The organism is Parviterribacter kavangonensis (assembly GCF_056863335.1).
In genome coordinates this window covers 529535-555134 of record NZ_JBXPJA010000003.1, presented here as the reverse complement: position 1 = coordinate 555134, position 25600 = coordinate 529535, and the positions used below count along the sequence as shown (strand labels likewise).

The 25600-nt window shown below is 74.0% G+C and carries 20 protein-coding genes; 9 read left to right on the top strand and 11 right to left on the bottom strand.

Going from position 1 to position 25600, the window contains the following annotated elements; genetic code table 11:
* Positions 1-182: 182 nt before the first annotated feature.
* Positions 183-2390 (top strand): TIM-barrel domain-containing protein, encoded by a 2208-nt coding sequence (locus AC1UE4_RS22600; protein ID WP_482919587.1) that lies wholly within the window; start codon positions 183-185, stop codon positions 2388-2390.
* Here AC1UE4_RS22600 and AC1UE4_RS22595 read toward each other — a convergent pair.
* Positions 2371-8358: an SdrD B-like domain-containing protein gene (locus AC1UE4_RS22595; protein ID WP_482919586.1), complete on the bottom strand. Its 5988-nt coding sequence runs from the start codon at positions 8356-8358 to the stop codon at positions 2371-2373. The genes AC1UE4_RS22600 and AC1UE4_RS22595 overlap by 20 nt on opposite strands.
* A gap of 139 nt (positions 8359-8497) precedes the next feature.
* On the opposite strand from AC1UE4_RS22595, the gene AC1UE4_RS22590 reads away from it, so the two are divergent.
* Entirely contained in the window at positions 8498-9997 is a 1500-nt protein-coding gene (locus AC1UE4_RS22590) for a hypothetical protein (RefSeq protein WP_482919585.1), read from the top strand.
* Here the strand turns inward: AC1UE4_RS22590 and AC1UE4_RS22585 are convergent.
* On the bottom strand, positions 9994-10665 hold the full coding sequence (locus tag AC1UE4_RS22585; protein ID WP_482919584.1) for an HAD family hydrolase: 672 nt from the start codon (positions 10663-10665) through the stop codon (positions 9994-9996). The two genes, AC1UE4_RS22590 and AC1UE4_RS22585, sit on opposite strands and share 4 nt — an antisense overlap.
* A gap of 26 nt (positions 10666-10691) precedes the next feature.
* On the opposite strand from AC1UE4_RS22585, the gene AC1UE4_RS22580 reads away from it, so the two are divergent.
* Complete coding sequence (locus tag AC1UE4_RS22580; protein ID WP_482919583.1) at positions 10692-11525, top strand: acyl-CoA thioesterase; 834 nt, start codon at positions 10692-10694, stop codon at positions 11523-11525.
* A complete protein-coding gene (locus tag AC1UE4_RS22575; protein WP_482919582.1) occupies positions 11526-11975 on the top strand; it encodes an Rv1443c family protein in 450 nt (149 codons plus the stop codon).
* Here AC1UE4_RS22575 and AC1UE4_RS22570 read toward each other — a convergent pair.
* The 5 genes from AC1UE4_RS22570 to AC1UE4_RS22550 all read right to left on the bottom strand — a co-directional run bounded on the left by AC1UE4_RS22570 (position 11972) and on the right by AC1UE4_RS22550 (position 17817).
* Positions 11972-12271, bottom strand: coding sequence for a hypothetical protein (locus AC1UE4_RS22570; RefSeq protein WP_482919581.1), 300 nt, complete (start codon positions 12269-12271; stop codon positions 11972-11974). The genes AC1UE4_RS22575 and AC1UE4_RS22570 overlap by 4 nt on opposite strands.
* 54 nt (positions 12272-12325) lie before the next feature.
* Positions 12326-12634, bottom strand: coding sequence for a hypothetical protein (locus AC1UE4_RS22565; protein ID WP_482919580.1), 309 nt, complete (start codon positions 12632-12634; stop codon positions 12326-12328).
* 79 nt (positions 12635-12713) lie between these two features.
* Positions 12714-13901, bottom strand: a complete 1188-nt coding sequence (locus AC1UE4_RS22560; protein ID WP_482919579.1) for a low temperature requirement protein A — start codon at positions 13899-13901, stop codon at positions 12714-12716.
* The gene (locus AC1UE4_RS22555) at positions 13901-14962 is read right to left on the bottom strand and encodes a M20/M25/M40 family metallo-hydrolase (RefSeq protein ID WP_482919578.1); all 1062 of its coding nucleotides are present in this window, start codon (positions 14960-14962) and stop codon (positions 13901-13903) included. Before AC1UE4_RS22555 ends, AC1UE4_RS22560 begins: the two co-directional genes overlap by 1 nt.
* 20 nt (positions 14963-14982) lie before the next feature.
* A complete protein-coding gene (locus AC1UE4_RS22550) occupies positions 14983-17817 on the bottom strand; it encodes an aconitate hydratase (protein ID WP_482919808.1) in 2835 nt (944 codons plus the stop codon).
* Positions 17818-17854: 37 nt separating this feature from the next.
* Here AC1UE4_RS22550 and AC1UE4_RS22545 point away from each other — a divergent pair, with 37 nt between their 5' ends.
* The gene (locus tag AC1UE4_RS22545; protein WP_482919577.1) at positions 17855-19672 is read left to right on the top strand and encodes an alpha/beta hydrolase; all 1818 of its coding nucleotides are present in this window, start codon (positions 17855-17857) and stop codon (positions 19670-19672) included.
* On the opposite strand, the gene AC1UE4_RS22540 is transcribed toward AC1UE4_RS22545, so the two are convergent.
* Both AC1UE4_RS22540 and AC1UE4_RS22535 read right to left on the bottom strand, forming a co-directional pair.
* The gene (locus AC1UE4_RS22540) at positions 19632-20132 is read right to left on the bottom strand and encodes a hypothetical protein (RefSeq protein ID WP_482919576.1); all 501 of its coding nucleotides are present in this window, start codon (positions 20130-20132) and stop codon (positions 19632-19634) included. The two genes, AC1UE4_RS22545 and AC1UE4_RS22540, sit on opposite strands and share 41 nt — an antisense overlap.
* On the bottom strand, positions 20129-21754 hold the full coding sequence (locus AC1UE4_RS22535; protein WP_482919575.1) for a right-handed parallel beta-helix repeat-containing protein: 1626 nt from the start codon (positions 21752-21754) through the stop codon (positions 20129-20131). Before AC1UE4_RS22535 ends, AC1UE4_RS22540 begins: the two co-directional genes overlap by 4 nt.
* A 32-nt stretch (positions 21755-21786) precedes the next feature.
* Between AC1UE4_RS22535 and AC1UE4_RS22530 the strand changes: the two genes are divergently transcribed.
* A complete protein-coding gene (locus tag AC1UE4_RS22530) occupies positions 21787-22404 on the top strand; it encodes a TetR/AcrR family transcriptional regulator (protein WP_482919574.1) in 618 nt (205 codons plus the stop codon).
* Here AC1UE4_RS22530 and AC1UE4_RS22525 read toward each other — a convergent pair.
* Entirely contained in the window at positions 22401-22805 is a 405-nt protein-coding gene (locus AC1UE4_RS22525) for an ATP-binding protein (protein ID WP_482919573.1), read from the bottom strand. The genes AC1UE4_RS22530 and AC1UE4_RS22525 overlap by 4 nt on opposite strands.
* 115 nt (positions 22806-22920) lie before the next feature.
* Between AC1UE4_RS22525 and AC1UE4_RS22520 the strand changes: the two genes are divergently transcribed.
* Positions 22921-23616 carry a hypothetical protein gene (locus AC1UE4_RS22520; RefSeq protein ID WP_482919572.1) on the top strand — a complete coding sequence of 232 codons (696 nt, stop codon included), beginning with the start codon at positions 22921-22923 and terminating at the stop codon, positions 23614-23616.
* A 62-nt stretch (positions 23617-23678) separates the two neighbouring features.
* Positions 23679-24083 (top strand): DUF3592 domain-containing protein, encoded by a 405-nt coding sequence (locus AC1UE4_RS22515; RefSeq protein ID WP_482919571.1) that lies wholly within the window; start codon positions 23679-23681, stop codon positions 24081-24083.
* A 96-nt stretch (positions 24084-24179) separates the two neighbouring features.
* Here AC1UE4_RS22515 and AC1UE4_RS22510 read toward each other — a convergent pair whose 3' ends face one another.
* A complete protein-coding gene (locus AC1UE4_RS22510) occupies positions 24180-24878 on the bottom strand; it encodes a hypothetical protein (protein WP_482919570.1) in 699 nt (232 codons plus the stop codon).
* 366 nt (positions 24879-25244) lie between these two features.
* On the opposite strand from AC1UE4_RS22510, the gene AC1UE4_RS22505 reads away from it, so the two are divergent.
* Positions 25245-25598 carry a response regulator transcription factor gene (locus AC1UE4_RS22505; RefSeq protein WP_482919569.1) on the top strand — a complete coding sequence of 118 codons (354 nt, stop codon included), beginning with the start codon at positions 25245-25247 and terminating at the stop codon, positions 25596-25598.
* The last annotated feature ends 2 nt before the right edge of the window (positions 25599-25600 follow it).

Genomic DNA, 25600 nt, shown 5'->3' with positions numbered 1-25600 from the left:
CGAGCGCCCGCACGCTGAGCGCGGTCTCCGCGGCCGACGGGCGCATCACGGTCGCCGACGGCTCGAAGGCGATCCTGCACGAGGCGGCGGCCGGGACGCCGGGGCGCTTCGGCGTCCGCGTCGGCGGCCGCTGGTACCCCGCGACCACGCCCACCGCGGGCGGCGCGACTGCGGCGGGCGGCTTGGACGTCACGTACGCGACCGCCGACCCGGCGGGCCATGGCATCCACCTGACGGCCGCGCGCGACGGAGAGGGCGCGCTGCGGCTCACCGCGCAGGCCACCGGCGACCTCCCGAGCGTCGAGGCCGTCGGCGTGTCGTTCGAGGCGGTCGCGGGCGAGCGGTACCTCGGCTTCGGCGAGCGCTCCGACGTCGTCGACCAGCGCGGCAACGAGGTCCTCAACCGCGTCGAGGAGGGCCCCTACCTGCCCGACGACTACGCGGCGGTGCGCGGCTCGATCCCGCCGTGGGCGCTGCGCGAGTCGCGTGACGCCTCCTCGTACCCGATCCCGTGGCTGCTGTCGACGCGCGGCGTGGGCGTCCTCGTCGACGAGGACCGCGACACCCGCTTCCGGCTCGCCCGCGGCGGGACCGGCAGCTGGGACGTCGACACCGACGGACCGCGCCTGCGGCTGCTCGTCCTCGCCGGGCTGCGGCCGGCCGACGCGCTGCGGCGCCTGACCGACCGGATCGGCCGCCAGCCCGCTCCCGCCGCGCCGTGGCAGTGGGGCGCGTGGTTCCAGACCGGCCACGAGAACACCGAGCCGGACGAGCTCGCCCACGTCGACGAGCTGCGGCGCGCGGACGTCCCGGTGAGCGCCGTCGAGACGCACATGCGCTACATGCCGTGCGGCGCCGATCGCGGCCACGAGGCGGAGGAGCGCGCGCGGACCGCGGCCTTCCACGCCCGCGGCCTCGCGGCGCTCACCTACGTCCGCGAGGCCATCTGCTCCGACGACGCCGCCGCGTTCGCCGACGGCGAGCGACGCGGGGCCTTCACGCGCGGCCCGGACGGCCGGACGCGGAGCTACGAGGCGTTCGTCGGCGGCCGGACCACGCAGGTCGCCCAGATCGACTTCAGCTCGGCCGCGGGCGACGCGTTCCACGCCGACCAGCTCGGCCGCGCGGTCGCCAACGGCTACGACGGCTGGATGGAGGACTACGGCGAGTACACGCCGCCGGACGCGGTGAGCGCGGACGGCACCCCGGCCGCCGAGATGCACAACCGCTACCCCGTCCTCTACCACCGGTCCGGCTACCGGTTCGCCACGAGCCGGGCGCGGGAGATCATCCGCTTCCAGCGCTCCGGGTGGACCGGCGCCGCGCCCTACGCGCAGGTCGTCTGGGGCGGTGACCCGAGCACCGGCTGGGGCTTCGACGGCCTGCGCTCCGTCGTGACGCAGGCGCTGAGCATGGGGCTCTCGGGCATCTCGACGTGGGGCTCGGACATCGGCGGGTTCTTCACGATCGGCGAGCCCCGCCTCACGCCCGAGCTGCTCAAGCGCTGGATCGAGGTCGGCGCCGTGTCGGGCGTCATGCGCACGAAGGCGGCGGGCATCGGCGTCGCCAAGTCCGGCCGGCCGCAGATCTGGGACCGCGACGTCCTCCCCGTCTGGCGCCGCTACACGAAGATCCGCACGCAGCTGCTGCCCTACCTCCAGGCGGCCGATGCCGAGTACCGCCGGACCGGCATGCCGATCATGCGGCACTTCGCGCTCGCCTTCCCCGGCGACGCAGGCGCCGCCGGCGTGGAGGACGCCTTCGCGTTCGGCCCCGATCTCGTCGCTGCGCCGATCCTCGATCCCGGCAAGCGGCGGCGGACGGTGCGCGTGCCGCGCGGCCGGTGGGTCGAGCTGTGGCGGGCGTTCAGGTACGCGGGGCGGACCGGCGCGCTGAGCCTCGGCACCCGCCCCGCGCGGGTGATGAGCGGCGGGCGCGTGCGCACGCTGCGCGGCGCGCTCGAGGAGCTGCCGCTGCTCGTCCGCGCCGGCGCCCTGCTGCCTCTCCTGCCCGCCGACGTCGACACGCTCGCCGACCGCTACGACACCCGCGCGCTCACCTCGCTGCGTGAACGCGCCGGACGGCTGCGGATCCTCGCGCTGCCGCGCGGCCGGTCGAGCGCACGCGCGGGAACGGACGTCCGGATGAGCTCACGCGAGGGTGCCCGCGGCTGGTCGCTCACGGTCCGCGCGAGCCGGCCGCGCTCGATCACCGTCGAAGCGTCGCTGGCGACGCTGCGCCGCCCCTTCCGGCCGCGGTCGGTATGGGCCGGAGGACGCGCCGTCCCGAGGACCCGCTGGTCCTACGACCGGCGCTCGCGCGTGCTGCGCGTCCGCGGCCTGCGCGGCCGGTCGATCGGCCTGACCGCGCTCAGAGGTCCGGCAGGGTGATCGCGCCGCGGTCGACGCAGGTCTTGTAGGTGCGCTTCGCCTTGATGAGCTTGCCGGTCTTCGTCCGCGCCGTGATGCGCAGGACGTAGGACCCCGGGGCGCGGCCGCGGAGGTCGACGCGGGCGGTCCAGCGGCCGGCGCGGCGGGTGACCTCGAGCTTCTTCGAGCCGAGCGTCATCACCACGTGGCGGAAGGTCCGGCCGATGTTCCGGCGCAGGTGGACGGTGAAGACGCGCTCGCTCGCGCACGGCTCCAGCGCGGGGGCGACCACGGCGGACGTGGGCAGCACGCCGATCGCCGCGGGCGGGAGCGCGAGCGGCCGGGCGTTGTCCTCCGGCGCCGGGTCGGTCTCGTTGCCGGCTGCGCTGGCGACGGTCGCGATCGACGCCGGGTCGGTGCCGGGGTCGAGCGAGAGCACGATCGCCACGCGGACGTCGGCGCCGACCGGCATGTCGCCGATCACGCAGCGCACGCGCCCGGAGGCGTCGACGGTGCACGAGCCGCCCTCGACGGTCGCGCTCGCGACCCGCGCGCCCGGGAACGGCCCGTCGGTGAGCACGACGCCGGTCGCCGGCGCCGGCCCCTCGTTGTGGACCGTGAGCCCGTAGCGGTACTCGCTGCCGCCCGTGCTGCGCGGCGCATCGGTCACACGGACCTGGACGTCGGCGACGGCGGGCGGAGCGGGAGGCGCCGGAGGCGTGGGCGCCGGCGCCGGAGCGACGGGATCCTCGGCGAGGCCGAAATCGGGCACCGCCGGCGCCGACCCGCTCGTCACCGTCACCGCCGACCAGCACGGCGCCGGCCGCTTGCACGACCAGCCCGCCGGCACGACGATCCGCACGCGGTACGCGCCCGGCGCGACGCCGGTGAACGAGAAGCTGCCGTCGGCCGCGGTCGAGAGCTGCGGCTCGCCGCCGTTGCGGATGCCATCGGCGTTCACGTCGAGGAACACGCTGCGCCCGGCGGCCCCCGGCTCGCCGGCCTCGCGCGCCGCGCCATTGGCATCGCTGTCGACGAACACGGTCCCGGCGACGGTCGAGTCCTGCCACGTCGCGACGTCCCGGACGGCGCTCTGCCCCGCGGCCAGCGTCAGGGCCGAGCCGCAGCCGCCGGTGCAGTGCCGGTCGGCCGGCAGATCGACGCGCAGCCTGTAGGTGCCCGCCGCGAGGCCGGTGATCGCGTACGTGCCGCCCGCGGTCGTGACGGCCTGCGCCTCGCCCGCGTCGGCCACGCCGTCATCGTCGTCGTCGAGGAACACGGTCACGCCGGGCAGCGCCGGCTCGCCCGCATCGACGGCGCCATCGCCGTCGAGGTCGTCGACGACCGTGCCGCTGACGTCGGCCGGCGGCACCACGACCGGCACGGTCGAGTTGCCGAAGTCCACGCCGCTCGCGTTGCCGCGCGAGACGACGGCGACCGTCTGCGCGCACGCGCCGGTCGTGCAGCTCCAGCCGGCGTCGACCACCTGGCGGAAGCGGTGCGAGCCGGGCGCGAGGGTCATCGACCACGCGCCGCCCGCACCGGTGGCCACCCCGGGCTCGCTCGCGTCCTTGTTGCCGTCGCGGTCGACGTCGTCGAACACCGTCACGCCGGCGCGACCGGTCTCACCCGCGTCGCGCACGCCGTCGCCGTCGGCGTCGTCGAACACCACGCCCGAGGCGTCGCCGTCGGTGTACGCGCCGAAGTTCACGTCCTGCGCCTGCTCGCCGGCCTCGAGCGAGATGTCGGTCCGGCAGGGGCTCGGGTAGGAGCACGTCCAGTCCGCCGGCTGGTCCTCGGAGCGCACGACGTACGAGCGTGGGGCGAGCCCGGTGAAGGAGAAGTCGCCGTCGGCGTCCGTCTGCGTCGACGGCTCGCCGCCGTCCAGCGCGCCGTTGCCGTTCGCGTCGAGGTAGACGGTGCGGCCGGCGAGCGCGGCGTCGGTCGGCTCGGGGTAGTCGCCGGCGCCGTCGGCGTCCTCGAAGTACGTGCCGGTGAACGACGCCGGCGTCCACGACGAGAACGTCCGGCCGGTCACGGCGTCGCCGCTCGACAGCGTCACGCCGTGCACGCACGGCGACGGGATCGAGCACGTCCACCCGGCGGGCAGCACCTGCCGCACGCGGTACGCGCCCGGCTGCAGGTCGTCGAAGCGGAAGTTGCCGAGGTCGTCGGTCGTCTCCGTCGGCTCGCCCGCGTCGACGGAGCCGTCGTCGTCGAGGTCCAGCCACACGGTCCGCTCGGGCTGGTCGTTCTCGCCGAACACCTGCGCGCCGCCGTCGGCGTCACGGTCGGTGAAGAGGTGGCCGGCGATCGAGCCGGTCGCGTGCACGCCGATGGCGGGCGCGACCGCGTGCTGGCCGGACACCAGGGAGAGCGTGACGGCGCAGGGCACCGGCGAGTCGCACGGCGCGCCCGCCGGGAGATCGAGCCGCAGCTTCCACGTCCGGGCGACCAGCCCGCTGAACGCGTACGAGCCGTCGGCGGCGGTGAGCGTCGTCGGCTCATCGGCATCGCGCGTCCCGTCGTCGTCGCGGTCGAGGTAGACGCGGCGCGCCGAGGCGCCCGGCTCGCCGGCCTCGCGGGCGGCGCCATCGGCGTCGAGGTCAACGAACACCGTGCCCGCGACGTCGGCGCCCTCGTACGAGCCGAAGTCCCCGCCGCCGACCGTCGCGCCCGACACCACGTCCGCGGCGAACGAGCAGGACGATGGGTACGAGCACGCCCAGCCTGCGGGCAGGACCGGCCGGACCACGTAGTGGCCGGGGCGCAGTCCGGACAGCGTGTACGCACCGCCGCCGGTCGTCGTTGCGCGCGGCTCAGCGGCGTCCCAAGCGCCATCGTCGTCGAGATCGGCGTAGACGTCGCGGCCGTCGAGCAGCGGATCGCCGCCGACGCGCGCCGAGCCGTCGAAGTCGGCGTCCTCGTACGCCGTGCCCGCGATCGCGCCCGGCGTGTAGGAGGCGAACGCACGAGTCGCGGACGAGCGCGACGTGACCGTCACGGAGAACGCCGGCGTCGCCGGAGCGCTCTGCGTCCAGCCGCCCGGCAGCACCTGCCGCACGGCGTACGTGCCCGGCGCCAGCGCCGGGAAGCTCCACGAGCCGTCGCCCGCGGTGGTCGTCGAGGTGTCGCCGCCGTCGAGCGAGCCGTTGCCGTTCGCGTCGAGGAAGATCGTGCGGCCGGAGATCGCGGTGTCGCCGCCCTCGAGCGCGGCGCCGTCGGCGTCCGCGTCGGCGTACGCCGAGCCACCGATCGAGCCGGTCGTGGACGTGCCGAAGTCACGGCCGCTCAGCCCGCCGGCCGACGTCGTGATCGTGTGGGCGCACGTCGGGGCGGGACGCGTGCACGTCCAGCCCGCGCTCGAAGCGAGCCGGACGGTGTACGTGCCGGGGTTGAGGCCCGCGATCGACCACGCGCCCGCCGCGTCGGTCGTCGCCGACGCCTCGCCCGCGTCCTTGACGCCGTTGGCCGGGTTGTTGTCGACGTACACCGTGCGGCCCGAGACCCCGCCCTCGCCGGCCTCGCGCGCGGCGCCGTCGGCGTCCAGGTCCTCGAAGACCGTGCCCGACAGCGTGACCGGCCCGTAGACGCCGAAGTTGCGCCCGGTGTCCGACTGGCCCGAGCCGATCGAACCCGTCTGGATGCACCCGGCGGGCGTCGAGCACGTCCAGCCGCCCTGCACGACGACGCGCACCTTGTAGTTGCCGTTCGGCAGCCCGGTCAGCGAGTAGACGCCGAGCGAGTTCGTGAGCGAGGTGGGCTCGCCCGCCTGGTAGGCGTTGTCGCTGTTGGCGTCGTAGTAGACGCGCCAGCCCTCGAGCCCGGCCTCGCCGGCCTCGGGGCCGGTCGCGTTCGCGTTCAAGTCGTTGAAGACGGTGCCCGAGATCGAGCGCGACACGAAGTCGCGGAAGTTGCGCGCCGTGACGGTCGCGTTGGTGCCGATCGCCAGCGCGTAGGTGCACGGCGACGGCGAGGTGCACGCGTAGGCCCCGTTCGGCGCCTGGCGCAGCGTCCACGTGCCGGCGGCGACGCCGGTGATCGTGTAGGCCCCGCTGCTGCCGGAGACGGCCGATGGCTCGTTCGCGTCGAGCGTGTTGTCGCCGTCGTAGTCGACCCACTGCGTGAAGCCCGCGAGGCCAGTGCTCGAGGTGTCGTCGACGACCGTGCCCGAGACGGTCGAGAAGCGCGACGCGCCGAAGTCGCGACCGGCCGCCGTCAGCCCGGAGGTGGCGGTCACGCTGTGCTCGCAGGCGGCCGGCGTCGCCGCGGGGCGAGTGCAGTACCAGCTCGCCGAGGCCGGGACGAGACGCACGACGTACGTGCCCGGGATCAGGCCGGAGAGGCTGTAGAGGCCGGAGGCCGAAGTCGTCGAGGCCGGCTCGCCGAGGTCGAACGCGTCGTTGCCGTTCGTGTCGGCGTAGACCTGCCAGCCCGATAGCGCCGCGTCGGCCCCGTTCATCGCCGCGCCGTCGCCGTCGGCGTCCTCGAAGACGCGCCCGCCGATCGTCGCCGCCGCGTACGCGCCGAAGACCATGCCCGACGCGGCCGAGCCCGACGTGAACGTGCGCTGCGCGGAGCACGGCGACGGCGTCGAGCAGGTCCAGCCCGCACCGAGCGCCGGGCGCAGCTTCGTGGTTCCCGCCGGGACGTCGGAGACGGTCCAGGAACCGTCGCCGGCGCTCGTGCCGGCCGGCTCGCCCGCGTCGCGGACGCCGTCGTCGTCGAGGTCGGCGAACACGTCGACGCCGCCGAGGCCCGGCTCGCCCGCGTCGAGGACGCCGTCGCCGTCGAGGTCGTCGAAGAGCGAGCCCGACGCGGTCGACGGGCCGACGTCGCCGAAGTCGTTGCCGGTCGAGTTGCCGCCGACCGGGATCGAGCGCTGGTAGGAGCAGGGGCTCGGCGCCGAGCACGACCAGCCGGCGCGCGGCGCCTGGCGGATGCGGACGGTGCCCGACGGGACGTCCAGGATGCGGTAGAAGCCGGTCGCGTCCGAGACGCCCGACGGCTCGCCCGCGTCCCAGGTGCCGTCGTCGTCGGCGTCCGCGTACATGCGGAAGCCGGACAGCGGCACCTCGCCGCCGTCGCGCGTGCCGTTGCCGTTGGAGTCCTGGAAGACCGACCCGGTCGCCGCGCACGACTGCAGGTTGACCGGCACCGGCGTCGTGTAGTCGATCATCGCGGACGAGATCGAGGACGACGAGCGCGAGTGGATCTGCATCTGGACGAAGCCGAAGCAGGGGCTCTCGCCCATCGACCGCAGCACGGCCGGGAGGTCGACCGCCGCCTCGCCGAAGGCGTTCGCCGGGAAGAGCGCGCCGTAGGCCGACGGGTCGACGAAGTTCTGGATGCCGGCCGCACCGTTCATCGCGCCCTGGAAGCTCGTGCCCGGGGCGATCGGGCCGGAGCCGCTGAACGTGCCGGTGCCGCCGTACGGGCACGGGTGGCCGGGCGCCGGGGTGAGGTCGCCGCGCCACTTGTAGAGCGCAGACGTGACGGTCGAGCCGCCGACCTCGAAGGAGAGCAGCAGGTCGCCGTTGGACCGGCACGGGATCGTGGTGCCCGTCGCGTTCGTCCACGACGTGCCCGCCTGGTTGAGCTCGAACGTCAGGAACGAGTTGCCCGTCGTGTCGTTGCGGAAGAACGCGAAGTGGCCGAAGCTGGTCAACGCCGTCGTCTCGGAGTTCACGTAGCCGACGCGGAGGTTCGACTTGCCCGGCGTGCAGCCGCCGGCCGAGCGGTTGAACGCCCAGTCCTTCGGCGCGAGCTCCTTCACGCCGCCGACGAAGCAGTCGTCGTTGGCGTCGGGCGACACCTTCACGCGGCCGGCGGTCGAGGCGCCCTGCCAGTCGAGGGCGACGGCGTCCTCCTGGTTGCCGTCGCCGGTGTCGAAGGCCGAGCCGGACAGCGGCGCCGCGTGCGCGGGCGCGGCGGCGAGCAGGAGGGCGAGGAGCGTGAGGAGGAGGAGGACCGGTCCGCGGGCGGGCATGCGGCGGCGTCCGCGAACGGAGTGGGGCACGGCCACTTCAGTCGCCCGGCTTCCGGTGCGCTTGAGCCCGGTGGCGCGCCGGCGTTCGCGCATCGGCCGATCGGCCGGGGGTGCAACGCGGCCGCTAGCCTGCCGCGGCGTGCTGACCGCGCTGCTCTGCGCCGCCGCGTTCGTCGCCGGGCTGACCGGCGCCTGGTCGCCGTGCGGCTTCTCGATGGTGGCGACGATCGGCGAGCACGGCGGGTCGCGCGGGCTCAAGCTCGCCGCCTGCCTCGCGTTCCTGCCGGGCGCGCTGCTCGGCGGCGCGATCACCTTCGGCGCCGCGGCCGCGCTCGGATCCCTCGCCGGCGGGGGAACGGTCGCGATCGCGCTGGCCGTCGTGATCGCGACGGCGGGCGCGCTGGCCGAGGCGGCGGGCCTCCGCATCGCGCCGCAGATCCGCCGCCAGGTGCCCGAGCACTGGCGCCGCACGTGGCCGCTGCCGCTGGCCGTCGGCGCCTACGGCGTCCTGCTCGGGCTCGGGTTCACCACGTTCGTCCTCACCTTCGCCGTCCCGGCGCTGACCGGCGTCGCGCTGGCCGTCGGATCGCTCGAGACCGGCCTCGCCATGGGTGTCGCGTTCGGCCTCGGCCGCGCGCTGCCGGTCGTCGCGCTCGCGCCCTTCGCCACGGCGCCGCTGGGCCTGCGCGCCACCGAGCTGATGGCCGAGCGGCCCGCGATCCTGCGCGGCTTCCGGCTCGCCGACGGCGTTGCGCTCGCCGCGTGCGCGCTCGCGCTCGGCCTCTCCGGCGCGCCCGCGCAGGCCGCCACCGTCGCGGCGCCCGTGACGCTTGCCGCGCCGGCGACCGACCCGTCCGCCGCCGGGACGGAGCTCGCCTACGGCTTCCCGGGCGGGACCGCCGGGGCGCTCCTGCGCGACGGCGCCACGACGCCGCTCGACGTCGCCCGCCCCGCGATCGGCGGGTCGCTGCTCGCGGTCATGGCCGGCACGGAGCTCCGCGTCGCGCGCCGCGCCACCGGCGAGCCGGTCAAGGCGTTCCAGGCACCCGGCGCCGACGCGCTCGCGGTCTCGGACCGCTGGGTCGTCTACCGGCTGCCCGGCCCGCCGCAGCAGCTCATCGCCGTGCCGTTCGACGGCCGCCCGTGGGTCATCGCCGCGTCCGTCGGCGGCTCGTCGACGCTCGGGCGCCCGGCGCTCGACGGCGACCGGCTCGTCTTCCACGTCGCCGGCGCGACGTCGAGCCGCATCACCGAGTTCGACCTCGCCGCCGGCACGCGCCGCACCGTGCGCCGCAGCTCGCGCGTGCTGCTGACGAACCCGTCGATCCGCGGCGCATGGATGCTCTACGTCGAGACCACGCCGTACAGCCAGTCGCTGCGCCTCGCGCCCCGGACCGGCAGGGGCAGCCGGACGCTGCTGCGCATCGCACCCGCGATCCGCGCGGACGCCGGGCACGAGCCGGGCCTGAAGCCGCACCGTCCGTCGCAGGCGCCGGAGCGCCCGGCGAAGGACGGGCCGGCGGGCTCGACGACGACGCTGTGGACGACCGCGCTCGCCAACGACGCCGCCTACGTCACGCGGCTGCGCGAGCTCGCCGACGGCACGCTCGACACCGCGCTGCTGAAGCTCGCGCGCTAGAGCACGGAGAGCAGCTCGCGCGCCGACGAGACGACCGCGTCCGCGTCGCCGAGGTCCTCGCGCCGGAACGGCCCCGTCGTCACGCCGATCACGCGGACGCCGTCGGCCCGCGCGCACGCGATGTCGAGCGGCGTGTCGCCGATGACGACCGTCTTCTCGCGCGGATACGGCTCGTCGCGCGTGCCCGCACGGGCGCGGGCGATGCCCGGCAGCATCGTGCGGTCCTCGTCGTCGGACCCGAAGCCGCCCTGGCCGCGCGCGAAGAAGCGCCCGATGCCGGCGCACGCGAGCTTGTGGTGCGCGATGCGCTCGAGGTTGCCGGTGACGAGGCTGAGCGTCACGTCCTTGCGGCCGTGCAGCTCGGCCAGCACGTCGAGCACGCCCGGCGCGACGTGCGGCGAGAGGTCCGGGCGGCAGCGCCGCCGGTACTCCTCGACGGCGATCTGCCGGAAGGCGGGCATCCGCTCGTCGATGCGTTCAGCCGAGACGCCGTGGCGCAGCAGCAGCGCCCGCGCGATCCACGGGTCGGTCCGCCCGGCGGTCTGCACCTTCGCCTCGCGGACGTCGTCGACGCGCCACACGCGCCGGATCGCCGCGAGGATCGCCTCCCGGTGGTCGTCGGCCGCCTTGATGAGGAGCGTGCCGTCGATGTCGAAGAGCAGCAGCACCTGCCCCGCACCGTACTCTTCCCGCCTTGTCCGAGGACCTCGCACCGGTCGCGACCGGCACCTTCGATCACGACACCCGCCTCGCGCCGCTCGGCGACGGCGCCTACGAGGGCGTCATCGGCGACACCTGGTGGACGCCGCGCGGGCCGCTCGGCGGCTACGTCATGGCGATCGTCCTGCGCGGGCTGCAGCTCGCAGTCGGCGACGACGCGCGCCAGCCGCGCTCGTTCACGATGCACTTCCTGCGCCCGCCGAAGGCCGGCCCGGTCGTCGTGCGGCCGGTGGTCGAGCGCGCGGGCCGGTCGCTGACGAGCGCGAGCGCGCGGCTCGAGCAGGACGGCGAGCTGCTCGGCCTCGCGATCGCCGCCTTCTCGGGCGCGTGGCCGGGGCCGCTGCTGACCGAGGAGGCGATCGCCGCGCCCGAGGTCGCGCCGCCCGACGGCCGGATCGCGCCGCCGCCGCTGCCGGGCAGCGACGCGCCGTCGTTCCTCGGCCAGCTCTCGATGCAGCCGCGCTTCGGCGCGCCGCCGTTCACCGGCGCCGACCACGGCGAGGTCGGCGGCTGGCTCGGGCTGCGCGAGGAGCGCCCGCTCGACGCCCTCGCCGTCGCGCTGCTCGCCGACGCGTGGTTCCCGGCGCCGTGGCCGCGCCTGCGCCGCCTCGCCCCCGCGCCGACGATCGACCTCACCGTCCACTTCCGCGCGCCGCTGCCGCTGCCCGACGGGCTCCTGCTCGCCCGCTTCCGCTCGCGCCTCGTCCGCGACGGGTTCTTCGAGGAGGACGGCGAGCTGTGGGCCGCCGACGGCACGCTCGTCGCGCAGTCCCGGCAGCTCGGCCTCCTCATCGGCGCGGACGGCTGAGTGCGCGCGGCGACGGTCACCGTCAGCACGCTCCTGCCGGCCGCCGACCCCCGCGCGCTGTGGGCGCGAGCGCGGACGATGGCCGGTGTCAACGACGAGCTGCGCCCGCTCGCCCGCATGACCGTCCCGCGCCGCGCCCGCGGGCTGACGATCGACAACGCGCCCATCGGCGAGCGGGCGTTCACGAGCGTCGTGCTCGCCTTCGGCGTCGTCCCGTTCGACCTCCACCGGCTGACGATCGCCGAGCACCGCGAGCGCGGCTTCCTCGAGCGCTCCTCGTCGCTGCTCCAGCGGACGTGGGAGCACGAGCGCTCGATCTCGGGCGAGGCCGGCGGGGCGCGCGTGACCGACCGCGTCACCTTCGCGCCGCGCCTGCCGTTCCTCGCGCCGGTCGCGCGATGGGCGGTGGGTCGCGTCTTCGCCCACCGCCATCGCCGTCTCGCGCGCTAGCTCACGTCGAGCGTGACGCGCTTGCTGAACCCGTTGACGTGCTCGAGGTCGCCGGGCACCTTCACCCGGTAGACGCCGTCGCGGGAGACGCGGACGCGCATCGAGTACGTCGACAGCTCGGTGCCCGCGTCCTGGAGCACCGTGCGCGCGACCGTCGTGAACCTCCCGGTCGACGACCGGCGCTGGATCAGCACCGCGCGGCCGTCCTTCGCGGGCCGGACGGAGCCACGGAAGCGCACTCGCGTCCCGGCCTTCGGCGTCGTGTCGGAGACGATGACGCCGACCTTCGTCCGCACGGTCACGAGGCGCCCGGCGCTCGCGAGCCGCGGCGAGAGCTCGGCGATCGCCCGCTACTGCGTGTTGAGCGCCGGCTTGACGGTGAACGAGAACTTCCCGGACGGGTCGCTCGTCACGGTGGTGACGTCGTCGTACTTGTCGCCGTACGGCCGGGTCGTGTCGGCCTGCAGCCGCACGACCGTGCCGGCCGCGGCCGATCCGATCAGCCGGCCCGAGACGGCGGTGGCGGCGCCGAACACGACGGGGTTCGGCTTGGCGTCGAGCTTCGAGATCGCCGTGTTCCCGGCCTTGGGACGCTTCTTGCTCTGGGCGATCGCGCCGGGCGTCAGCGCTGCGAGCGCGACGGCGGCGACCACCGGCATGGTCTTGCGGTGCACCGATCCTCCGGATGTCGGGTTGACCCTGTGCAGGTGGAACGCCGCAGCGGTCCGGAAGTTGGCGTCAGTGCGCCGTACGGACGTGCTCGCGGAACGAGCGCCAGCGCAGCGTCTCGTAGACCGTGAGCAGGATCCAGATCGCGGCGAGCAGCGCGAGCGCGGCGCCGCCCGAGACCTCGGTCGCGACGGGGATGACGGCGAGGCAGGCGAGCGCGGTGACGATGCGGGCCCGCGCGACGGTCTGCGTGTTGCGCAGGCGGAACGCGACGTGGGCGAGCGCGTACAGCGCGAGCCCGGCGCACAGCGCGACCGCCGGCATGTCCTTCATCGCGTCGCCGGTGTGCTCGAGCACCTTCTTCGTCCCGAGTGCGAACAGCACGATGCCCGCGACCATCGGGAAGTGCAGCAGCGCGTAGGAGTGCAGCGCGATCTTCAGCTGCGCGACGCCGACCGCCTCGCGGAACTTGCGCTCGGCGACGAGCGCGTAGAGGTCGAAGTACGCCCACCACAGCATCGCGACGACCACCATCCCGGCGACCGCGGCGAAGATCTCGCCCGCGCCCAGCTCCGTCCCCTCGACGCCGACGCCGATCGCGACGATCGACTCGCCGAGGGCGATGATGATCACAAGCCCGAACCGCTCGGCGAAGTGCGCCGCCTGCACGTGCCAGCCCTCGACGCCGTAGGCGAGGACGATGCCGTAGTCGAGCACCACGGCGGCGAGCCACAGCAGGTCGCGCGCCGTCCCGTCGAACGCGATGCCGGACAGGATGATGAGGCCGGCGCCGGGGATGATCGAGAACACGAGCGACGTCACCTGGTGGGCGAGCTCGCGGTCGCCCACGCCCCGCGCCGCCAGCGCGAAGAGCGCGGCGTGCAGCAACCGGACGAGCGCGTACGAGACGCCCCACAGGACCGTGTCGTCGCCGAACGCGTGCGGCGTGGCGAGCGCGATGAGCAGCATCGCCGCCATCGCCGCGAACATCACGACGCGCGTGAGGACCTGCTCGGGGTCGACGGTCGACGTCAGCCACGCGTAGCCCGACCACGCCCACCAGATGATCGCCAGCACGATCATCGCCCGCCCCATCGACGCGAACGTCGGGTCGGCGGCCATGAACGCCGTGACCTGCGTCAGCGCGAAGACGAAGACCAGGTCGAAGAAGAGCTCGAGCGGCGACACGTGCGCGTCGGACTCGGCGCGCATGAGCCGCCGCGCGCGGACCGCCTCGACCTCGGCCCCGCCGGCCATCAGCGCAGGAAGGACGTCTCCGCGGTCAGCCGCTGGGCGAACGCCGCGATCAGCCGCGCCGCGTCCTCGACGTCCGACAGCTGCACGACCTCGACCGGGGAGTGCATGTAGCGCAGCGGCACGGAGACGATGCCCGTCGGGATGCCGCCGCGCGAGAGGTGGAACGCGTCGGCGTCGGTGTACGAGCCGCGCGGCGTCGCCTCGTCGGAGTGGCGGATGCCCTCCGCGTCCGCGGTCTCGCGCAGCAGCCCGACGACCGCCGGATGCAGGATCGAGCCGGCGTTGATCACCGCGCCGCCGCCGAGGCCGTGGTCGCCCTCGGTCCTCTTCTCGACGCCGGGAGCGTCCGTCGCGTGCGTCACGTCGACCACGATCGCGACGTCCGGGCGCAGCGAGTGCGCCGTGGTGGTCGAGCCCCCGAACGACGTCTCCTCCTGCGCGACCGCGCACGCGACCACGTCGCCCGGCGCGCCGCCGGCCTCGGAGACCAGGCGCGCCGCCTCGAGCGCGACCCAGCAGCCGAGCCGGTTGTCCATCGACCGCGACGCGAACCGCCCGCCGCGCAGCTCGACCGGCTCGCCGGCGATGACCGCCCAGTCCCCCACGCGCACGGCCGACCGCGCCTCGTCGCGAGTCGACGCGCCGATGTCGATGTGGAGGTCCTTGAGCTTGGGCGCCTTCTCGCGCTCCTCGTTCTCGAGCAGGTGGATCGGCTTCTTGCCCACCACGCCGGTCACGGTCCCGTTCGCCGTGTGCAGCTCGACGCGCTGGCCGACCAGGTTCACCGGGTCCCAGCCGCCGACGCCGCCGAACCAGAGGTAGCCGTCGTCGTCGATGTGCTTGACCATCAAGCCGATCTCGTCGATGTGCCCGACGACCGCCAGCGTCGGCCCGCCGGCGGTGCCTTCCACCCGCGCCGTCGACGACCCCACGACGTCCGTCTGGACGTCGTCGGTGAACGCGCGGGCGGCGGCCTGCCAGGCGGCGGCCGCCGCTCGCTCGCGCCCGGAGGGCCCGGGCGCGGTGAGCAGGGAGCGGAGGTGATCGGGAAGCGCGGCCATGAGCGCCCCGACCCTATCCGCTATCCGGCGTCTCGAAGCGAGCGCAGCACGTACTGGAGGATCCCGCCGTGGCGGAAGTACTCCGCCTCCTTCGGGGTGTCGATGCGGACCCGCGCCTTCAGCTCCCTGCCGTCGGCGGTGACCGTCACCTCCTTCGGCAACTCCCCGTTGTTGAGCGGCTCGGCGAGCCCGGTGATGGTGATCTGCTCCTCACCGGTCAGATCGACCCCGCCTTCCACCTGCAGGGGCAGCACGCCCATGCCGACGAGGTTCGACCGGTGGATGCGCTCGAACGACTCGGCGATGACTGCGCGGACGCCGAGGAGCTTGGTCCCCTTCGCCGCCCAGTCGCGCGAGGAGCCCGACCCGTACTCCTTGCCGCCGAGCACGACGAGCGGCACGCCCTCCTCGGCGTACTTCATCGCGGCGTCGTAGATCGACATCTCCTCGCCGTCCGGAAGGTGGCGCGTCACCCCGCCCTCCGTGCCCGGCGCGAGCTGGTTGCGCAGGCGGATGTTCGCGAACGTGCCGCGGATCATCACCTCGTGGTTGCCGCGCCGCGAGCCGTACGAGTTGAAGTCGCGCGGCTCGACGCCGTGCTCCTGGAGGTACCTGCCCGCGGGCGAGTCCTTCTTGATGGAGCCGGCCGGCGAGATGTGGTCGGTCGTGACCGAGTCGCCGAGCTTGGCGAGCACGCGCGCGTTCTCGACGTCCTGGACGGGCTCGGGCTCGGCGGGCAGGCCGTCGAAGTACGGCGCGTGGCGCACGTACGTCGAGTCGTCCGCCCAGGCGAACCGGTCGCCGGTCGGGACGTCGAGCGAGTTCCAGCGCTCGTCGCCCGAGAACACCTCGGCGTACGAGGACCGGAACATGTCGGACTGCACGGCCCGCTCGATCGTCTCGGCGACCTCCTGCTCGGACGGCCAGATGTCACGCAGGTAGACGTCCGAGCCCGGGAACGGGTCGTTGAACGGGTCCCAGTCCATCGTCCCGGCGAGCGCGTAGGCCACGACGAGCGGCGGCGACGCGAGGTAGTTCATCTTCACGTCGGGGTTGATGCGCCCCTCGAAGTTGCGGTTGCCCGACAGGACCGACACGACGGCGAGGTCGTGCTCGTTGACCGCCTCGGAGATCTCCTCCGGCAGCGGGCCGGAGTTGCCGATGCACGTCGTGCAGCCGTAGCCGACGAGGTTGAAGCCGAGCTGCTCGAGCGGCTCCGTCAGGCCCGCCTTCTCGTAGTACTCGGTGACGACGAGCGAGCCCGGCGCCAGCGACGTCTTGACCCAGGGCTTGCGCTCGAGGCCCTTCTCCACCGCGTTGCGGGCGAGGATGCCCGCGCCGAGCATGACCGACGGGTTCGAGGTGTTCGTGCACGACGTGATCGCCGCGATCACGACGTGGCCGTGGTCGAGGTCGGTCTCGGTGCCGTCGGCGAGCGTGACGGGCGCCGTCGTGCGGACGCGCTCGGCGACGCTCGAGTGGTCGTGGGACCGCGCCGGCGACGGGTGCGGGTCGCGGGCGCCGTCGCCGTTGACCGGCTCGACGGACGAGGGCGGGTCGCTCGCGGGGAACGACTCGGCGTTGTCGTCCTCGGCCGCGGAGCGGTGCGGCGGCACGCCCGCCTTGTCGCCCTCGTTGTCCTTGTCCGGCGTCCCGGCGAACTCCTGCAGCGCCTCGCGGAACTCGACCTGCGCGTCGGACAGCGACACGCGGTCCTGCGGGCGGCGCGGGCCGGCGATCGACGGGACGACGTCCCCGAGGTCGAGCTCGATGAGGTCCGAGTACGTCGGGTCCTCGCTGTTCTCGTCGTGCCAGAGGCCCTGCTCGCGCGCGTACGCCTCGACGAGCTCGATGTGGTCCTTCGGCCGGCCGGTGAACTCCAGGTAGCGCAGGGTCTCGGCGTCGATCGGGAAGATCGCGCACGTCGACCCGAACTCCGGGCTCATGTTGCCGATCGTCGCCCGGTCGGCGAGCGGGAGGTTCGCCAGGCCGTGGCCGTAGAACTCGACGAACTTCCCGACGACGCCGCGCTCGCGCAGCATCTCGGTGACGGTGAGCACGAGGTCGGTGGCCGTCGCGCCCTCCGGCAGCTCGCCCGAGAGCTTGAAGCCGAGCACCTGCGGGATGAGCATCGACATCGGCTGGCCGAGCATCGCCGCCTCGGCCTCGATGCCGCCGACGCCCCAGCCGAGGACGCCGAGGCCGTTGACCATCGTGGTGTGCGAGTCCGTGCCGACGAGGGTGTCGGGGTACGCCTGCCCGGTCTTGTCGTTCGGGAAGACGACGCGGGCGAGGTACTCGATGTTGACCTGGTGGACGATCCCGGTGTCCGGCGGGACGACCGAGAAGTCGGCGAAGGCGCCCTGGCCCCAGCGCAGGAACGCGTAGCGCTCCTGGTTGCGCTCGAACTCGCGCTCCGCGTTGCGTTCGAAGGCGTCGCGGGTGCCGAAGAAGTCGACCTGCACGCTGTGGTCGATGACGAGCTCGGCGGGGACGAGCGGGTTGATCTTCGACGGGTCGCCGCCGATCTCGTCGGCCATCGCGTCGCGCATCGCGGCGAGGTCGACGACGGCGGGGACGCCGGTGAAGTCCTGCATGAGCACGCGGGCGGGCGAGAAGGCGATCTCCTTGCTCGGGTCGGCCTTCGCGTCCCAGGTCGCGAGCGCCTCGATGTCAGCCGCGTCGACCGAGCCGTTGCCCTCGGTGCGCAGGAGGTTCTCGAGGAGGATCTTGAGCGAGTAGGGCAGGCGCGCCACGTCGTACTTCGCCTGCAGGGCATCCAGCCGGAAGATCTCGTAGGACTTGCCCCCGACCTCGAGCGAGGCGCGGGCGTCGTAGCTGTTCGGGTTCGGCATCGTGATCTCCAATTGAGGAAGCTTCCATCTTCGCACCGTGCCCGCTCGCGCTGCCCTCATCACCCTCGCCGCCTTCCTGCTCGTGGCGGCACCGGCCGCGGCGGCGCCGATCCCGGGCTGCCCGATCGACGCGGGCGCGCTCTGCACGCGCGTGACGGTGCCGCTCGACCGCGCCAACCCATCGCTCGGGACCGTGCGGCTGCTCGTCGCGCGGCGCCCCGCGGACGGGCGGCGGCAGCGGACGCTGCTGGTGCTGGCCGGCGGCCCCGGGGAGAGCGCCACCACGACGTTCGGCTCGACGCTCGACGCCGTCGGCGACGCGGTCCTGCGCCGGACCGACGTCGTGTCGTTCGACGCCCGCGGCACCGGCTACTCCGGCCTCGTCGTCTGCGCCGGCATGCAGCGCGACCCGAAGCAGCGGTCCACGGGTGCGGCGGCGGCGTGCGCGCGCAAGCTCGGCGCCCGGCGCGGGGCGTACACCGCCGCGGACCAGGTGGAGGACATCGAGGCGGTCCGCAGCGCGCTCGGGATCCGCAGGCTCGACCTCTACGGGACGTCGTTCGGCACGAAGATCGCGCTGCAGTACGCGCAGGCCCACCCGGACCGCGTCGGGCGCCTGCTGCTCGACTCGGTGCTGAAGCCGAGCGGCCCGTCGGCGATCGGCACCGAGGTGCTCGGAGCGCTGCCGCGCGTGCTGCGCGCGTCGTGCCGGCCGCCGCGCTGCCGGTTCACGAAGGACCTCATCGGCGACCTCGCCGCCGTGGTCCGTCGCGTGCGCGCGCGCGAGACGCGCGGGACGGCGTACGACCGCTTCGGCCGCGCGCACCGCGACGTGCTCGGGCCGGTGGCGATCCTCGACCTCCTGCTGGAGGGCGACTTCGCGCCCGCGCTGCGCGATGCGATGCCGGCGGCCATCGTGGCGGCGCGCCGCGGCGACCCGGCGCCGCTGCTGCGCCTCGCCCGGATCGACGCGCTCGCCCAGACCGAGTTCCGCACGCGCGACTTCTCCTCGGGCGCGTACGCGGCCGGCAGCTGCGAGGACCTCGTCGCGCCATGGGATCCGGCGGCCGACCCGGCGACCCGCCGCGAGCAGGCGCGCTCGTACCTGACGGGCCTCGGGCCGCAAGCGCTGTTCCCGTTCGACGCCGAGACGATCCTGCGCGCCGACTACCTCGCGCTGTGCCTGCGGTGGCCCGCGCCGATCCACCCGCCGCACCGGCCGGCCGACGATCTCCCGGACGTCCCGATGCTGCTCGTCGAGGGACGCCAGGACCTGCGCACGCCGCTCGAGGACTCGCTCGAGCTCGCCCGCCGCGCGCCGAACGCGCAGGTGCTGTCGGTGCCCGGCGTCGGCCATGCCGTGCTCGTCTCGGATCCGGGGTCCTGCTCGCGCCGCGTCGCGCGGCGCTTCCTGCTGCGGCTGCCGACCCGCGGCGCGCGCTGCCGCGGGCCGGCGCCCGAGGGGAGCCAGCCCGCCGTGCCGCCCCGGTCGCTGCGCCGGCTCGGGACCGTCCGCGGGCTCCCCGCGCGGGTCGGCCGCACGCTGCGCGCCGTCGACCGGACGCTCGACGACGTCGTCGTCTCGCTGCAGATCGGGGCACCGTACGGCGGCGGCCTGCGCGGCGGCTCGTACCGCCTCGCCGACTCGGGCGTCGTCCTCAGGCGCTACGCGTACGTCCCCGGCGTCGCCGTCACCACGATCACCAACCGCGGCGACGGCGTCCTGCTGCGCATCGGCGGGGCGGCGGCCGCGCGCGGCCGCCTCCGCCTGCGTTCGAGCGGGGCCTACCGAGGCGTGCTCGGTGGCCGCGCGATCACCGGGCGTCTGAGCGCGGGACCGCCGGGGGGAGCCTGAGCGACACCTCGCCGAAGTCGAGGCGCACGGGCTGCTTGCCGCCCTCCGGCACGCGCCACGAGATGGTCAGCGGGACGGTCTGCCCCGGCTTGATCGTCGCGATCTGCCCGAGCCGCCTGCGCTCGAAGTCGCCGACCCGGTCGGGCATCTGCGACCACGCGTAGAGCCCGTGCGCGAACACCGGCAGGAACCGTGCCGCGGTCCGCACCGCGTGCCCGTCGGGATCGAGCGCCCGGATGTCGTCCGCGGTGAGCTTGACGTCGCGCAGCGAGTCGTTGCGCAGCTGGGCCTGGAAGACGCGGTCGGTGGGCTTGCCGGACTGCATCAGCAGCGGCTTGCCCTGCCACGCCAGCGACGAGCGCTCGTCCTCCCCGCCGCCGAGCAGCACGACGGCGGCGATCGCCACGGCGAGCACAAGGCCGGCCGCGGCCGCCAACCGCGTGCGCGTCGCGGTCGTCATGGCTTCGCCGGCTTCGGCGGCGTGTTGAACCAGGTGCAGCCGGGCGGATCCTGGTTGTCCTTCGGGTTCCACGTGGCGCAGGGCACCTCGGGCGCGATCTTGTCCGGCCGCGACACCAGCCCGGCCGAGCCGCCCGACTTGCAGTCCGGCAGCGGGTCCGGATCGCTGACGATCGCCCCGCCGGGGCCGACGCCCTTGTTGCCCTCCCAGCAGTTGCCGTCGCCCTGCTCGTCCCAGAAGACGTCGTTGCCGTTCGGGAGCACCTCGCCGTTCGGCGCGATCCCGAACGTGTTGTTCGTGATCTGGTTGTTGTGCGAGGTGTCGCGCTGCGCCTCCGGGCTGTTGTCGCCGCGGATCGACCCCGGCACCCAGAAGAGCCGGTAGCCGGACCGCCAGTTGTCCCAGATGCGGTTGTTGCGGATCACGTTCCCGTTCGCGCCGTAGAACGCGAAGCCGGTGCCGACCGGGCTCTGGAACTGCGGGCACACGTGCTCGCGCGGGCGCTTCTCGAACGGGGTCGCCGCGCAGTACTGCTGGTTGCTCTGCTCGAAGAAGTTCTGGTTGTTCGAGTAGACGAGGTTGTCCTCCCACTTCGAGCAGTCCTGCGGCATGCCCGGGTGGCCCGAGGCGAACGAGTCGTTGACGATCCCGACGCCGTTGTCGAACCACTTCGAGTCGTGCACCCACGTGCCGTTGCCGGCGGTGCCCGACTGGCCGAGCACGTTGTCGTGCGAGCTGGAGTTCTTGATCTCGATCCCGAACCGCAGGCAGTGGCCCTCGGGGCCCGAGCCCGGGTAGATGCCCGAGTCGCCGTTGCGGTAGCCCTCGACGCGGTTGTAGAGGCCGTTGTCCGAGGTGAAGGTCAGGACGCCGTAGTTCTGGTTGTACCGGCCGACGACGTCCTCGATCAGGAACCCGTTCGTCTCGACGACGTCGAGGCCGTTGAACGACGCCTGCTCGGCCGCGACGTTCTTGATGACGAACCCGTCGGCGCGGTCGGCGCGGATGACGTCGCGCTTCAGGCGGTCGCCGACGAAGAGCACGTCGGTGGGCTTGCGGCCCATGCCCTCGATCTGGAGGTTGCAGCGCTGGTCGCACTCGCGGTCGGGGTCGTTCGGGTCGTCGCCGAGGATCTGGACGAGGTTGCGGGAGTTCTTGCAGTCCCACTGGAACTGGTAGGTCGGGACCTTGCCGTCCTCGCCGTGGCTGTCGTTCGTCGGCTCCCAGTACTTCGTGTCGTCGCGCGAGCACTTGGGGTCGTTGTAGGGGACCTTGCGGCTCGGCTCCTCGCGGTAGGTGCCGGGGAAGATGCGGATCCGGTCGTTGCTGCGCGCCGCGTCGACGGCGGCCTGGAGGTTGCGGAACTTGCAGGTCTTGAGCTGCTTCAGGCGGAGCCGCCGGGTGCGGGCGGTCTGCTTGCCCTTGCCCTTCCAGAGCTGGTTGACGAGCCGCTTGGACTCGGGCCGGCAGACGGTCAGCAGCTTGCCCCCGGTGGCGCGGTACGTCGGGACCTTGCCCTTGCGCCAGTCGGGGAAGAAGGTCGTCCGCTCGGGGTGTGCGTGCGCGGCGGCGATCGGGACGAGCAGCGCCGCCAGCGCGAGAAGGGGAATCCATTTCCGCATAGGGACCGGTTTCTAGCCGAGGACCCGCACAGATGTCTCAGTTCATGTGGTACAAGCCGGTTGTGCCGCCGGTCCGGGTCCCCCAGCAGGCGCGAGGAGAGGAACGCAGGGAGCGCATCCTGCGGGCCACCCTCGCGGTCATCAGCCGTCAGGGCATCGGCGCGGTGACCCATCGCGGCGTGGCGGGCGAGGCCGGCGTGCCGCTGGGAACGCTCACCTACTGGTTCGCCGCCAAGGACGACCTCCTGCGCGAGGCGCTCCTGCTCTTCGTCGAGGAGGAGACGTCGCGGCTGCGGCGCGTCGAGAGCACGCTCGAGGAGGGGCTGCCGGTCGAGGAGATCGCCGAGCGGTTCGCGGCCGCGCTCGCCGGCGGCCAGGCCGACTCCGTCGCGCAGTTCGAGCTCTACCTCGAGGCGTCGCGCAACCCCGCGCTGCGCGAGGCGGCCGAGCAGTGCTTCGCCGCGTACGACGACGTCGTCCGCGCGGCGCTCCGGGCCGCCGGCGTGGGCGACTTGGGCGACGAGGCCGCGCTCTTCGTGTCGCTGGCCGACGGGATCGGGCTGCGGCGGATGGCGACCGTCGACGCCCCGGCGCTGCGGGAAGGCCTGCTCGCGCTGTTCGCTGGCCTCGCCGCGCGACAGCGCGCCTAGCCGCGCTGGAACCGCCGGCGCCGGCGGTCGACTTCGAACCAGACGCGCGTGCCGTTCTCGTCGTGGTCGACGCCCCACCGGGCGGCGAGCGCGTCGAGCATGCGCAGGCCGAAACCGGACGCGTCGTGGCGGACGTCGGGGTCGAAGCCGGGGCCCTGGTCGCGGACCTCGATCCGCGCGAAGTCGGGCTTCAGCCGCGCGGCGAGCACGATCTTCGCGCCGCCGCCGGTCTCGCTGTGACGGATCGCGTTCGTGACCAGCTCCGACACGAGCAGGCACACGGTGTGGTCGAGGTCGGGGTCGAGCCCCTCGCCGATGAGCAGGCGCCGCGCAGCGCCGGCCGCCTTCGGATCGACCGGCAGCGCGACCACCACGTCGTTCGTCTGCTGGGTGAGGGTCACGTCATGCACTGTTGCCGCTACAACGCACCAACATGCACCATCTTGCGGTGTCAAGAGCTCTTGGCGCCCCGAGCCTAGGCGTGTCAGCGTTCGTTGAACCGGGGACAACGATGGCATGAGCGACCGCTTCCGGCGCGAAGGCGACCCCGAGGACGGCGCCGTCTCCGCCACGACCACGACGACCCACGAGCCTCCGACCGAGGCGACCCGGGTCCACGAGACCGACCGCGAGCCCGTGCGGGAGCGCATCGCCGGTGCGCCGCTGGACCGCGAGACCATGCGGACCGTGCGTGCCCGCCAGCGCGAGGAGTTCGGCGGCATCAACTGGGGCGCGTCGTTCTTCGGCTGGCTGTCGGCCATGGGCCTCGCCGCGATCCTCGTGGCGATCCTCAGCGCCGCCGGCACCGCGCTCGCCATCTCCAACGACGCCGACAACGGCGACGCGGGGACCATCGGCATCGCGGGCGGCATCGCCGTCCTCGTCGTGCTCGCAGTCGCGTACTTCGCGGGCGGCTACGTCGCCGGCCGGATGTCGCGCTTCGACGGTGCTCGCCAGGGCCTCGGCGTGTGGATCATCGCGCTCGTCGTCGCGGTCGTGCTCGCGGTCGCCGGCGTCCTGCTCGGCGGCGAGTACAACGTGCTCTCCAAGCTCGACCTCCCGCGCATCCCCGTCGACGAGGGCGACGTCACCACCGGCGGGATCATCGCACTGGCCATCGGGCTCGTCGTCACGATCCTCGCCGCGATGGCGGGCGGCAAGGCCGGCGAGCGCTACCACCGGCGCGTCGACCGCGCCGTCGTCGCCGACTGAGCCGAGCAGGTTGAGACCAGCCTGACACTGACCTCATGGGCGGCCGTGCTTACGGTCCGCCCATGGGATTCTTCAAGGACGTCCGGCAGCTGCAGAAGCAGGCGAAGGAGATGACGCCGCCCGAGCATCGCGGGGTGATGGGCGGCTTCCGCGCGATGAAGGACCTGACGGCGCAGGGCGCGGCCGTCATGGGCGACATGGCCGCGGACGGCAAGAAGGCCCAGCACCTGATGGCGAACGGCCGCGTCGGCTCGGCGACGATCACCGCGGTCCGCCAGACGGGCATGTTCGTCAACGAGAACCCGCAGGTCGAGATGGACCTCCAGGTCTCGCTCGACGGCAGCGCGCCCTACGCCGCGACGCACCGCCAGGTCGTCGCGATGATCGCCATCCCGAGCTTCCAGCCCGGCGCGACCGTCCCCGTGCGCGTCGACCCGCAGGATCCGCAGTCGCTCATCGTCGCCTGACCTCCCGACCCGGAGCACCCGACCTCCGGCCGCTCAGACGTGGCGAGGCGGCCGAAGGCGCCCGCGCGGCGCCGTGCCCCGATCAACCGGAGATCGTCAGGGGTGCGGCGCCGTCGGGATGCGGTCCTCGCTGCGCGGCTTGCGCTTGCCGAACAGCCGCTGGTACGTGAGCTTGGCGAGCTTGGTCGCGCCCCGGCGCCGCTCGGCGTCGGTCGAGCCGCGGACCGTGAACCCGACGATCAGCATCGTGCCGTCGCGGTAGGCGACGAGGCGGTTCAGCGACGGGGTCCAGAACGCGCCGGCGCCGCCGTACGTGCGGTCCTGACCGACGCCGCGGACGAGCCGCGGCCGCCGCGTCTCGTCCGGAGCGTGGAACTCCTGCTGCTCCTCGATCCGGTACCAGTAGCGGCGCGCCGCGTCGACGGCGCGGTCGACCGTCACCCACGTCGCGGCGCCGCGCACGTGGAAGCGGCAGTCCGAGAGCTCCTCGGACGCGTGGCCCGTGCGTTCGATCTTCGCGACGCGCGCGCCCGCCGCGCTGAGGATGGGGCGCACGTCGGCTTGGGAGATCGCCCGGCAGGCGGTCTTGCCCTTCGGTCCCCGCGTGTGCGCGGGCGGGGCGTCGGACCCGTCGGCCTGCGCGTCCGCCGCGGTCTCGGCCGCGGCGTCCTCGGCCATGGCGCCGACCGTCACGATCGGGTCGGGTCGGTCATCGGAACGCTCCCCTCCGTCGCCGCACGCCGCGGGGAACACGGCGGCGGCGGCGAGGAGGGCGACGAGTGGACGTGGAGGCATCGCCCACATCGTGGCGCATCGACGATCGCCGTTCATCGTCCATCAGGAGGATGTGACGCCCGTCGAAGGACTGAGGGAGCGGGCTAGCGGCGTATGCCCCGGGGCGGCGGCCTTCCCCGTCGCGGCGGCGCCGCGCGCTCCGTCAGCGCGCGAAGACCACGCGCACCGGGTCTCCTGAGGACCGGCCCTACTGCGGTTCGTTCCATGCGGAGATGGTGCTCGCGGGGCCGGTTCGCCACCACCGACCGGCGGTCCCGATCTGCCTCGACCAGCGGTCCCCGGCGGGGTAGCTTGGCGGAGAACCGAACCCCCCTCTGCGGGATTCCCCCGGTGTCGGGTGCATCGGTTGCGGGCACACTGGATCCCGTGCGCGTCCTGATCGTCGACGACCACTCCGGTTTCCGTGCCATGGCACGGCGGATGCTCGAGGCCGAGGGCCACGACGTGGTCGGCGAGGCCGCCGACGGCGCGGAGGCGATCGCCGAGGCGGGGCGCTGCTCCCCCGACGTCGTGCTGCTCGACCTCCACCTCCCGGACACGAGCGGGCTGCAGGTCGCCGAGGCGCTGACGGCGTCGGCGAACGCGCCCGCGGTGGTGCTCACCTCGACGCACGACGAGGCGGAGCTCGCCGAGCTCGCGCGGCAGCGTGGCGCGCGCGGCTTCGTGCCCAAGACGCAGCTCAGCGGCGCGGCACTGGCAGCGGTCAGCGGCGCCGGTTAGGG

Excerpts from the sequence above, each read along its gene's own strand:
- AC1UE4_RS22510 (WP_482919570.1), bottom strand. The coding sequence starts at position 24,878 with ATGCCTCCACGTCCACTCGTCGCCCTCCTCGCCGCCGCCGCCGTGTTC.
- AC1UE4_RS22535 (WP_482919575.1), bottom strand. The coding sequence starts at position 21,754 with ATGCGGAAATGGATTCCCCTTCTCGCGCTGGCGGCGCTGCTCGTCCCG.
- AC1UE4_RS22520 (WP_482919572.1), top strand. The coding sequence starts at position 22,921 with ATGAGCGACCGCTTCCGGCGCGAAGGCGACCCCGAGGACGGCGCCGTC.
- AC1UE4_RS22555 (WP_482919578.1), bottom strand. The coding sequence starts at position 14,962 with ATGGCCGCGCTTCCCGATCACCTCCGCTCCCTGCTCACCGCGCCCGGG.
- AC1UE4_RS22565 (WP_482919580.1), bottom strand. The coding sequence starts at position 12,634 with ATGCCGGTGGTCGCCGCCGTCGCGCTCGCAGCGCTGACGCCCGGCGCG.
- AC1UE4_RS22530 (WP_482919574.1), top strand. The coding sequence starts at position 21,787 with ATGTCTCAGTTCATGTGGTACAAGCCGGTTGTGCCGCCGGTCCGGGTC.
- AC1UE4_RS22540 (WP_482919576.1), bottom strand. The coding sequence starts at position 20,132 with ATGACGACCGCGACGCGCACGCGGTTGGCGGCCGCGGCCGGCCTTGTG.
- AC1UE4_RS22515 (WP_482919571.1), top strand. The coding sequence starts at position 23,679 with ATGGGATTCTTCAAGGACGTCCGGCAGCTGCAGAAGCAGGCGAAGGAG.
- AC1UE4_RS22560 (WP_482919579.1), bottom strand. The coding sequence starts at position 13,901 with ATGGCCGGCGGGGCCGAGGTCGAGGCGGTCCGCGCGCGGCGGCTCATG.
- AC1UE4_RS22595 (WP_482919586.1), bottom strand. The coding sequence starts at position 8,358 with ATGCCCGCCCGCGGACCGGTCCTCCTCCTCCTCACGCTCCTCGCCCTC.
- AC1UE4_RS22550 (WP_482919808.1), bottom strand. The coding sequence starts at position 17,817 with ATGCCGAACCCGAACAGCTACGACGCCCGCGCCTCGCTCGAGGTCGGG.